The organism is Hymenobacter properus, assembly GCF_015694735.1.
Lineage (GTDB): Bacteria > Bacteroidota > Bacteroidia > Cytophagales > Hymenobacteraceae > Hymenobacter > Hymenobacter properus.
This window is the reverse complement of the sequence record NZ_JADQDP010000008.1, coordinates 139,859-150,043: the sequence shown is the minus strand read 5'-3', so window position 1 is coordinate 150,043 and position 10,185 is coordinate 139,859. Positions and strand designations below refer to the sequence as shown.

The following is a 10,185-nucleotide window of genomic DNA, read 5'->3' as shown; positions in this document are numbered from 1 at the left end:
ACCCAGCCAATCAGCTTGCCAAGCCCTTGCCCCACCTGCCGCGAGGCTTGGTAGGAGTACTGCTCGTTGCGGCCTTCGTCGAGTCCTCTTTGGTAGTCTGACATAGAAGTGCGAATAGTGGAAGGAACCTGCCTCACCGCTGTTTCAGCGGGAAATCGAATGCCCTTAGCTGCTTCTAAACGGCGAATGAAGCATTGGTGTTCCTGTTTGGCCGTTTCTGAACGGGTGGACTGCTTCGTGAACGGGCCACCCACTACTTGAACGAGCGAGCTTTGAGCAGGTCAGAATTCGCCAGCTTGAGCTTAATGTTGCGCCCGCCGCCCTTCTCATACACCTCGATGATGAGCTGCTTCTGCTCGGGGATGGTGAATTTCTTGAAGATGTAGACCTGTTCCAGCTGGCCTTTGGCGTCAATCTTTTTCAGCCCGCCGTTGAAGACGTAGATGGGCGTGATTTCCAGGGCCTGCTCGGCCGTGCGCTTGGCCACCTGCTTATCCTGAATGTAGAATTTGACGAAGTCCACGTCGTAAGTCACGTTCGACTTATTGGCAACGTGCAGCGGGAAAAACAGGGTTTCCTGCTTGTAGCCTACGTTGCCGGCGCGCACGCTGAGTTGGTTGGCACTCTCGCTGGCCGAGGTGCCGCCCGCCGCCAGCGCTTGCCGGGAGTAAGCATCCAGGTTGCCCTGCGGGATGGGCGAGTTTGATAAAATGGCTTCGCCCTGTGCCGACGAGGCCGACCCGGCCGCGCCCAGGTCGAGGCTGAGCACCTTGGGGTCGTGCTGGTAGTTCACCACGAAGGAATACAGCTTACCATCTGAGGTGAGCACCGTCATATTCGACTCCGGAAAGCCGGCCGAAGCAGCTTTCACCCGCACGATGTTTTCCGCACCGGTGGCCTTGGCGGCAATCAGGCCCGAGCTGCCCAGGTCGACGTAAGTGACCGGAAAGGGAAATACCAGGTGGGTCGTTTTCTGGTCGCTGATGTAGAGTGGGTAAGTCGGCAGCTTGTTGGCTTCCGAGTATTGGAGCATCCGGGCGGCCGAGGTTTGGGCCCGCACCGGGGCAGCCGCCAGGCCGAGTAAAAGGGCGCTAGTAGCAAATAGGGTGGTTTTCATGGGAGGGAGTCGTTAGTCTTTGTCTACTTTGAGCATCACGTTGTACCCGGCCTTGAGGCGGACTTTGACCAGACGGATTTTCTTCTGGCCAATGCCCTTCACGGCGCTCACCGCCACGCCGGCCGCGGCGGTCGCGGGGTTGGCGCTCATGGTCATCATATCGGCCGCGCCCAGGCTTTCCGCGCCGGCCTGCTTGGCGGCGTCGCGGGTGATTGCACCGGGAATGTGCAGGCCTTCCAGCCCGTCCACGTCGTACACTTCCAGCGCCGCCGGAAATACGCTGTTGCCTGATTTGAGCGTTTCAATGGTAATGCTGAGCCGCTCACCGGCCAGGCTGCACTTGCCGTAGATGAATGTGTTGGCCGGCAGCGAGTGGCCGTTGATAACGGCCGACTCGGTGAGACGCATCTTCACCAGTGAGCCACTCACGACTTCCTGCGATTCGTGGATGACAGCGGGTAGCGTGTTACCATCGCCGCCCGTGCCGGTTTCGGCATCGAAGCCCTGAAAAGAGGCCGTGCGCTTGCGCCCCGGCCCGTTGGAGCCCAGGCGTGATACCACGGCATCATCGTCCACGGCGCGCAGCCGGGTGCTGGGCTTCTTCCTTTTAGGAGCCACGGCCACCGCCCTGGGAGCCGCCCCTCCCCCACCGGCGCTGTTCGACTGGGCCAGCATCGCGGCCATCTGTAACTGCGCCTTTTGCTCGGCCAGGTCGCGCTCGTGCTGCGTGCGCATCAGCTCCATTTGTTCCTGCGGCGTGAGAGCTCCGGGTTGGGTCGCCGGGGCGGCAGAAGTATTGGCACCGCCATTGAGTTGGGCCTGCTGCGCGGCAATGAGTTGCTGCTGGGCGGCGGCCACCGATTTATCCACCGAGCCATTGGGGCCGGCTTTCCCATCGGCCCCAATGCCGTAGGCCAGGCCGGTGCCTTTCGCCGTGTCCAGCTTGGCATCGACCAGGCCCCGGTTCCGCATGGAATCAACCGGGCTGGCATAGGCTTCGAGCTTGCTGGTGGTGATAGTGGTCTTTTCCGCTTTGGGCAGGTTAGTATTGAAGCCGGTTGCGGTGCTCTGCGCTGCTGCCGGCGTACCCTGCCCACCGCCGCCCAGGTAGAACATCACGGCCAGAAAGGGCACACCCACCACCGGTAGGAAGGTGGCCATCTTGCGGGTGCGAAGAAATTGCGCGTCGTGCGGTTTGGTTTCCATGGGAGCAGATTAGCGGGGCTGGGTGTTCAAATCCTCATTCTTCAGCACCCGCCAGTTCTCCATCAGGAAGCCGTGGGGGTTGTTTTCCGAGCGGGTCACGTCGCGCAGCGAGCATTCAGAGAGAAAGTTGCGGTTCGTAACCGAGGTGGCCCGAATGACGCGCTGGTGCCCGTAGCAGCGGGCTACCATCGGCCGCGAGTTGGTGACCACCACGCTATCCACGGTCATTTCCAGGCTGATGTTGGCGGCAATCAAATCATTGTAGAAGCCCTTCTCCTTGAAGTTCTCGTACTGCCGCTTGGCCGAATTGTCGGCCAGGTACAGGGCCTTGTTTACGTTGCTGTCGATGGCCTTCTGGTCCGGGTCGAGGGTAAAAAACAGCTCGTGAAAGCGCGTGACGTGGCTGCGGGCTTCCACCGGCCGGTTGGCCCGCGCATCCTGCGCCCCAGCCGTGAGCAGCTGCCCACCTTCCAGCACGTAGATGCGGTTGGCCGCCGCGTTAGTGGACTGAAACGCGAAGTAGGCAATGGTGCCAGCCAGTACCAGCACCGCGACAATGAAGAGCAGCGCCAGGGTTTTGACCTGCTGGAAAGCCGAGTCGATGGTTTTAAGGGATGCGAACATAGCGGGATGGTAAAGTGAAAGAATGAGGAGCGGCTCTGCCTAGCTGCGCAGGCGATTGATTCGCTCACGCACCGCCGAGCCCGCCCGGTGGCCGAAGGATTCGCCCCGCGTGGCGTTGCTGCTCCCGCCCATGCCGGCCAGGCCCTGGCCCGCGCCGACGGCGGCTCCCAGGCCATCGGCCCCGGTGCGCAGGCCTGCGCCGCCCGTAGCCCCGGCGATGCCAGCTGCCCCCACCGTGGTAGTGGTGATGAATGAGGTAGCGGCGCGGCCCACCCCCGAGCCGTCGATGAGCATATCGGCTGCCTTGGGCACCATCAGGTAGCCCACGATGGCCAACACCAGTAGGCACAGGTAGCCGATGTCGGCCGACTCGACGCTGCCGCCGGCCTGCAGCTGCTGGATGTTGCTGTTGAGCATCGTGACCTGCACGTGGGCCAGTACCGCCGCGTAGATGTTGGCCACCGGCACCCACAGCGAAATCGTGATGAAGTAGCCAAACCACTTCATCAGCCCGCCGCCAAAACCAGGAATGATGGCGATGCCGAAAGCCAGCGGCCCGGCCACGCTTAGCAGCACGAGCAGGAAAGTAGAAATAAGGCTAATAGCTAGCTTGGCGGCCAATGCCCCCAGTTCCAGGATGGATTTGGTCCACTCCCGAAAGTTCTGGCCGACTGAGTATTGCACCTGGTTCATGGCCAGCGTGGCTTTGCGACCGATGTCCAGCGCGCCGAGCTTGCCCAGGTCTTCCTCGTATTTTTCGTTTATCTGCATGTCCGATTTGGCTTTGGCATCGGCGGCCAGTCGGTCCCGCTCACCCGTCAGCCGGTTCACTTCCCCCAGTTGCCCGAGGCGAATGGCATCGGTGCCGTGGGCCACGGCCATGGTGATGCCGCGCAGGCCCGAGCACAGCGGCACGAACAGCAGAATGGCCAGCCCGATGGCGAAGGGCCGGAGCAGTGGAAAGAAGTCGATTGGCTCAGCCCGGGCAATGTGGCCCCACACCCGGCTGCTGATGAACAGCAATGCTCCCACCCCACCAATAGCGCGGCCCAGGTTGATGAACTGCGCGGTAAACGTCAGCATCTCAGTATAAATCCCTTCGAGCTTTTGCTCATACAGGGCCATGTTGAGGTCGATGGAAGTTGGGTCCATGTGGTAGTTCGAAAGTTGAAGGGATGGGAAGTCAGGAAATGCAGCTTAGGGCAGGTAATGCTCGTCGTGCACATTGGCCAGCCGCCGGGTACCGCGCGCCAGAATGCCGGCTTCCTTAGCGGCCAATTCCCCGACCAGCGCGGTTTGCGCTGGTTCCTGGGCCTTCGCCGGGTCGAGTTGGTCTAGGGCGGTCAGGTTGTCCTGGCTCTGTTGCACCATATCAGCGAAGCGCTGCTGCGAATCCTTGATATGGGCCGGGCTGAGCTTTTCGGGGCCAGTGAGCGTGGGAAGCAGCGCGACGTACTGTTTTTGCTGGGTCAGCAGCTGCTCGTGCTGCTGGTGAATGGTGGCCACCCGTGGGTCCGGCTTGGCCACCTCGGAACTGCAGCTGATAGCCAGCAGCGCCAAGGGCAGGAAAAGGAAAGTTTTCATAAGTCGGAAGTAGGAATTGGGTAGGATGCTGCCGCGCTAGCGGGCCGTCATGAAAGCGCGCATCGATTCGCGGTCCTGCACCTGCTGGGCCTGCTGTTGCGCGATGGCCCGGCACTTGCTGCTGAAGTAGTTCATCAGGTTGTGCTGCTCGCTGATGCGGTCGGCAATGTTGTCGATGAATTCGATGCGCTCCGGGTCGGTCATCTTGGCCTTGCTGGCGCTGAGCACTCCGGCCAGCTCGCCCATCAGGGCAATGTTTTCCGTGAGAATGCCTTGGTATACCGTCGAGGCTTCGCTGAGCTGGGCCGGTGACAATTGCTTGGTGCGCAGTTCAGGAATGATGGCTGAAAACTGGTTAATCATCTCGCCCTGGTGGTTGTAGATTTCCCGCACCCGGCGGTAGTTGCGCACGCCGGCACTGATTTGCAGCAGGCTGCTGTACCACTGGTCGTGCAGGGCCTGGGTCTGGTCGATAACGCCCTTAATCTGGCCGCTGACCTTAGTCATGTCGCCCGCCAGCACCTTGCCCTGGCCGAGCAGCGTAGTCGAAATGCCTTGGTGCACCACCTGCTTACGCGACTGGTCTTCGGCAATCGGAGCCGAGATGACGGCCGGCATTTGCGCGTAAGCCGGGCCAGCCAGCAGGGCCAGGCCCACAACGAGGAGTTGAGTGCTTGATTTCATAGTAGTTAGCCTGTGAAAGTGGAAGTAGCCCTTAGCGGGCGCCCATTAGCGCATTGAGGGCCTGCGCGTCCTGCGCTTTCTGTTCGGCCAAGTGCATCTGCACGAGGTTGCGCTGGTTGAAGTAGTTGATGAGACCCAGCTGGTCGGTGATTTTCGCGTCGAGCTTGTCGATGAAGCGCATCCGGTCGGCATCGGTCATTTTGAGCATGGCCGGGCTCACGATTGTCTGCAAATCCGAGAGCGTATTGGCACTTTCGGTCAGCATTTTGGTGTAAATCGTCGTCATGGCCGAGAGTTGTTCCGGGGCCACGTAGGGCGACTGGCGCAGCGTTTCGATGGCCGTCGAATAGTTCTGAATGATTCGGCCCTGCTTCTCAAACACCGATTGCACGCGCCGGTAGCCACGCACCGCCGAGCTGACTTGCAGCAGGCCATCGTACCAGGTTTTGGCCAGCTGCAGGTTCTTTTCCGAGAAGACCTTGGTCAGTTCCTGCTCCTTCACGCCGGCCTTCACCAGCACGTTTGCCGCCGAGGAAAGGCCCTTCATGGTATTCTGCAGGCCGGTTTGCACGCCCGACTGCACCTCCAGCACCGGGGCCGTAACCACCAGCTGCGCGGAAGCCTTATTTATGCCAAAACCTAGTAAGGCCAAGCTTAAGAGCGTGATTCTCGTTTTCATGATTTTTCCCTTTGGTTGAAATCAGCCGCCTACCCTTCGCGCAGCTCATTGGCGAACAGCTTGATGGCCGTCGGCATGTCGCCGGTCTGCTTGAGCTTCTCGAACAGCCGCACTTTCTCGGTTTCCTCGGTGGTGTAGGTCACGTATTCTTCCTTCGACACCTCAATGGCGTACACCTTCGACACGACCCCGCCCAGGCTGATAAACACCTCCGTGTAGCGGCCCCGCGTGGCCTTGTTGTCGCGGTTGATGCTCAGCACCAGGTCCTTTTCTTTGGGCGTAAGCGAGAGCAGCGCCTGAATCTCATCGAAGCGGTTGATGAACTTGCGCTGGTCGAGCAGAATCTTGCAGTCCGAGTTGTTGATGATGGCGTCCTTGACAATCTCGTTGCCGATGATGTCGTCGATTTCCTGCGTCACCACGATGGCCTCGCCGAAGAACTTGCGCACCGTCTTAAAGAGATACTTGATGTAGGCCGCCATGCCCGGCGTGGTCAACGCCTTCCAGGCCTCCTCAATCAGAATCATCTTCCGTACCCCTTTCAGCTTGCGCATCTTGGAGATGAAGGTTTCCATGATGATGAGCGTGACCACCGGAAACAGAATAGGATGGTCCTTGATGTTGTCCAGCTCGAACACGATGAAGGGGGCCTGCACCAGGTCCAGCTCTTTCTCGGAGTTGAGCAGGTAGTCGTACTCGCCGCCCCGGTAGTAGGGCTTGAGCACGTAGATGAAATTGTCGATGTCGAAATCCTTCTCCCGGACTTTTTCCTCCTCCAGAATCTTGCGATAAGGTCCTTTAACAAACTCGTAGAACGTGTTGAAGCTCGGCTTGATAAGCGCGTTGGCTTCCAGCATCACGTAATACAGGCTGACGGCTGTGGAGAGCGACACGTACTCGGACTGGCTCACGCTTTCGTCGTCCTTTTTCCAGAGCGCCTGCAGCAGGGTTTTGATAGACTCCTTCTTCTCGAGGTCGAGCTTACCCGAAATCAGGAAGGGGTTGAAGGCAATCGGGTCGTCTTCCTCGTAGGTGAAGTAGACCCCGCCCACCAGCTCGCAGAGGCCCTTGTAGGAGTTGCCGGTATCGACCAGCAGTACGTGGGCGCCCTGCTCGTAGTACTGGCGCACCATGTGGTTGGTGAAAAACGACTTGCCCGAGCCCGAGGGGCCGAGCACGAACTTGTTGCGGTTGAAGATGATTTGCTTCTTCATCGGCTCATCCGAAATGTCGACCAGCACTGGCTTGCCCGTGAGGCGGTCGGAGAGCTTAATGCCCTTGGTGGCCCCGGTGCTGCGGTAGTTGGTTTCGCAGGCCCAGAAGCAGACAGCCTGCTCGATGAATGTGTAGAAGGTTTCCTCTGAGGGAAAGTCGCCGGCGTTGCCGGGAATGCCGCCCCAGTAGAGCGCGGCGATGTCCACCGTGTTCTGCCGCGGCTTGCAGTTCATGGCGTTGAAGGCGGCGTTCACCAACTTGCGCACTTCGGTCAGCTCCTCCTCATGCCGGCCCCAGGTGAGCACGTTGCAGTGCACCCGCACCGGCCGGCGCTTATGGGCAATCAGCTCGTTGAGGAAGGCGTTGTAGTACTCGAAGTTGATGGCGTTCTGGCGCGAGTAGAGCGAGAGCGAGTTGAGCCGGTCCTTCTTCTGCTCGAAGGTTTTGACCGTCTTGGTGGTGTTATCCAGGAACACGTACTGGTTCAGGATGTGATTCGCGCCCAGCAGCAGCCCCAGCGGCGCGGCAAACGAAATGGGGAAGTCCGAGTACTCGGTGCTGTATTGCTCGTAGCGAATGTCGGTTTCCACCGAGGTGGGCAAGTCATCGAGGTTGGCCACCGAGAACATCTGGCAGAACTCCGCCCCCACTTTCAGCCCTTCGGTCAAATCCAGGTCCACCTGCAGGGCCTGGTCGGACAGGTCCAGCGCCAGGTACTTTTCCAGCAGGCCGGCCTTTTCGGCGGTGCCGGCCAGCTCATCCGACGTAAGCCGGTGCGAGCGGATGTAGGGCGCGTTGGTAGGCCCCACCCCTTCCAGCGTGCGCACAAACTGGCCCACGTTGTCGAAAAAGCTCTCCAATACCTTGGTGTCGAGCATGTCCTTGGGCACGATGTTTCGCCGGGCCAGCAGCCCCGAGGTGCTGCCCCAGTTGGGCCGCTCCGACGAGGTTTTGGTGATGTAGAGGTAGCAGAAGTGGTTCAGGAAGGGCCGCTCGTTGAAGTGACGCTCGTAGGCCGACGAGAGCAGCGTGCGCTCGGCCTCGAAGCCGGGTGCGTACTTATCCTCCACGTACCAGTCCTGCTTGTGCACCACGCAGTGGTCGGGTAGCAGGCGCACGGCCTTCACGAAGGCGGCCTGCAGCTGGGCGTAGTCTTCCCGCGAGAGGGTGAAGATTTCGGGCAAATCCAGCCGAAACGCCACCGTTACGTCCGCATTCTTCGAGATGAGGCAATCCTTCTCCACCTTGTAGATGGGCTGCTTGGATTCGAGGGATACGGAGGGCAGAACCTTATTGCTCATAAGCAGAGAAAGCACCCAAACCAGCCGCTAGGCGCGGCTGGTCGGGTCTTCGTTGAGGCGTTGGAATAAGCGGCTGTGCCGGTTGGTGATGTACCGGGGCGACGAGCGCCGGGCGGCGGCCTTCATCAGCCCGTGCTCGCCGTAGCGGCGGTTCAGGGCGAAGACCCCGGCCCACATGCCGCCCCCGGCCAGGAAGGTGACCAGCACCGTGAGCACCAGCGGCAGGCCCAGCAGGTAGCAGGTCACGAACAGGGCGAACACCAGCCCGATGCCGGCGGCCAGGAAGTAGATGTTGCTGCCCACTAGGCCCTTGAATTCGACGGGCTTGTTGATGCCGCGATTGAGGTCGTAGATGGGCATGGGCGACGGCTTAGAGGAAGAATGAGCGCACCACCGTGGCTACGATGACCAGGAAAATCATCGAGCCAAACCACGACACGGCCGTTTTCTGGGTGTCCTGGTCGCCGGCGTTCCACTTGCCGTAGACCTTGATGGCCCCCACCAGGCCCAGCACCGCGCCGATGGCGTACATGAGCTTGGTCAGCGGGTCGAAGTAGCTGGTGACCTGGGTGGTGGCATCCTGAATGCCGGCCGTGCCGTTGCCGCCCCCGGTCTGAGCGTAAAGCAGTTGTGAGCTTAATAGCAGAACCACGAGGGCCAGCGAGGTAACGAAAGGTTTCTTAGTCATGGCAAGGGAAAAGGAATCGGGAATCAATGATTAGGAAGAAGGCCGCGCTACTCATCGTCGGGGCCGAAGAGGTCATCCAGCTCGGCGTGGTTGAGGGCCATCTGCTGGGCCATTTGCTCGGCCAGGGTGGTGCCGGCCAACTCGACCGGCGGCGCGGGCTGCTGGCCGGCTTGCAGCAGGGTCAGGTATTCAGCAACCGAAGCGGCGGCCACCAGCCGGGGCGGGTCCACGGGGGCGATGTCCAGCCGCGAAGCCACCGGTTCCTCGAAGCTGGCCAGGGGCTCGTAGCCATCCGCTACCAGGGGCAGCTGCACGGTTTCGGGCTCCAGTGCCCCCTCAACCTGCGCATCCGCCGCCATTGAATCCGGGAGCGGGTTATGGGATTCGCGCCGGACCAGCGCCGCCAGGTGCTCATCGGCCTGGTCGGCTTCCTCGGTGCGGTTTTCGTCCTGCACCTGCGCCTCGTCGCCCGCGGCGGCCGTGGCCTCCATTGGGGCGGTGTCGCTGGTGCTTTCGTCGTGGCCAGTGGCTGTACCGGTGGAGTCAGGCAGTACCCCGCTGACCAAGGGCTCGGCTGCCGCCGGCAGGTTCTGGTCTGCGCCGGCTTCGGTACGTTCCGCGTCATCGGCATCTTCCCGGACTTCCGTGACCCCCGGCGTGGCCTTCACGAAGGCTGAGGTGGGACGCACCAGCAAGGGCGGAGCCGCCGCGCTGCCGCCCACGCCGGCGAGCTGGGCACCGGCCATCTTTTTGCCCGGCGTCAGCAGGGCCGTGAGTTCTACCCGGTAGTAGAGCAGGCCCACCACCAGGTAGTACAGAACAACCACAACCAGGACGAAAAGGCCAAACTGGCCCCAGGAATAGGCGCTGAGCATCGCGGGGAAATAGCGTGGCACCCCAGGCCGACCGGCCCGGGCGTGAACTTGCCAAACCGTGATTTGACGCTACAAACCTATCCGGGCTATAAACCGCTTGGGTAGAAAGTTGACGAATGGTTAGAATTCGATGGTGAGGTGCAGCCCCGACACACGAACGGCACAGCCTTTAAACTTGAAATAGTAAGAAAACTACCGTTTGCGTGAGCATC

General features: G+C 60.8%; 11 protein-coding genes. All 11 read right to left on the bottom strand.

Annotation, left to right across the window (positions count from 1 at the left end):
- Nucleotides 1-253: 253 nt before the first annotated feature.
- From traN to I2I01_RS22675, 11 genes are read right to left on the bottom strand one after another with little or no spacing between them, the layout of a single operon-like run.
- A complete protein-coding gene (gene traN / locus I2I01_RS22725) occupies nt 254-1,117 on the bottom strand; it encodes a conjugative transposon protein TraN (RefSeq protein WP_196288828.1) in 864 nt (287 codons plus the stop codon).
- Between the two features lie 12 nt (nt 1,118-1,129).
- On the bottom strand, nt 1,130-2,323 hold the full coding sequence (gene traM, locus I2I01_RS22720) for a conjugative transposon protein TraM (protein WP_196288827.1): 1,194 nt from the start codon (nt 2,321-2,323) through the stop codon (nt 1,130-1,132).
- A 9-nt stretch (nt 2,324-2,332) separates the two neighbouring features.
- Nucleotides 2,333-2,947 carry a conjugative transposon protein TraK gene (gene traK / locus I2I01_RS22715; protein WP_196288826.1) on the bottom strand — a complete coding sequence of 205 codons (615 nt, stop codon included), beginning with the start codon at nt 2,945-2,947 and terminating at the stop codon, nt 2,333-2,335.
- A gap of 39 nt (nt 2,948-2,986) precedes the next feature.
- Nucleotides 2,987-4,099, bottom strand: a complete 1,113-nt coding sequence (locus I2I01_RS22710; RefSeq protein WP_196288825.1) for a hypothetical protein — start codon at nt 4,097-4,099, stop codon at nt 2,987-2,989.
- A gap of 45 nt (nt 4,100-4,144) precedes the next feature.
- Nucleotides 4,145-4,531, bottom strand: a complete 387-nt coding sequence (locus I2I01_RS22705) for a hypothetical protein (RefSeq protein WP_196288824.1) — start codon at nt 4,529-4,531, stop codon at nt 4,145-4,147.
- A gap of 36 nt (nt 4,532-4,567) precedes the next feature.
- On the bottom strand, nt 4,568-5,215 hold the full coding sequence (locus I2I01_RS22700; protein WP_196288823.1) for a hypothetical protein: 648 nt from the start codon (nt 5,213-5,215) through the stop codon (nt 4,568-4,570).
- A gap of 31 nt (nt 5,216-5,246) precedes the next feature.
- A complete protein-coding gene (locus I2I01_RS22695; RefSeq protein ID WP_196288822.1) occupies nt 5,247-5,894 on the bottom strand; it encodes a hypothetical protein in 648 nt (215 codons plus the stop codon).
- Between the two features lie 29 nt (nt 5,895-5,923).
- A complete protein-coding gene (locus tag I2I01_RS22690; RefSeq protein ID WP_196288821.1) occupies nt 5,924-8,410 on the bottom strand; it encodes a TraG family conjugative transposon ATPase in 2,487 nt (828 codons plus the stop codon).
- A gap of 27 nt (nt 8,411-8,437) precedes the next feature.
- Entirely contained in the window at nt 8,438-8,770 is a 333-nt protein-coding gene (locus I2I01_RS22685; protein WP_196288820.1) for a DUF4133 domain-containing protein, read from the bottom strand.
- Between the two features lie 10 nt (nt 8,771-8,780).
- Nucleotides 8,781-9,098 (bottom strand): DUF4134 domain-containing protein, encoded by a 318-nt coding sequence (locus tag I2I01_RS22680; RefSeq protein ID WP_196288819.1) that lies wholly within the window; start codon nt 9,096-9,098, stop codon nt 8,781-8,783.
- Between the two features lie 47 nt (nt 9,099-9,145).
- Nucleotides 9,146-9,973 (bottom strand): hypothetical protein, encoded by an 828-nt coding sequence (locus tag I2I01_RS22675; protein WP_196288818.1) that lies wholly within the window; start codon nt 9,971-9,973, stop codon nt 9,146-9,148.
- Between the last annotated feature and the right edge of the window lie 212 nt (nt 9,974-10,185).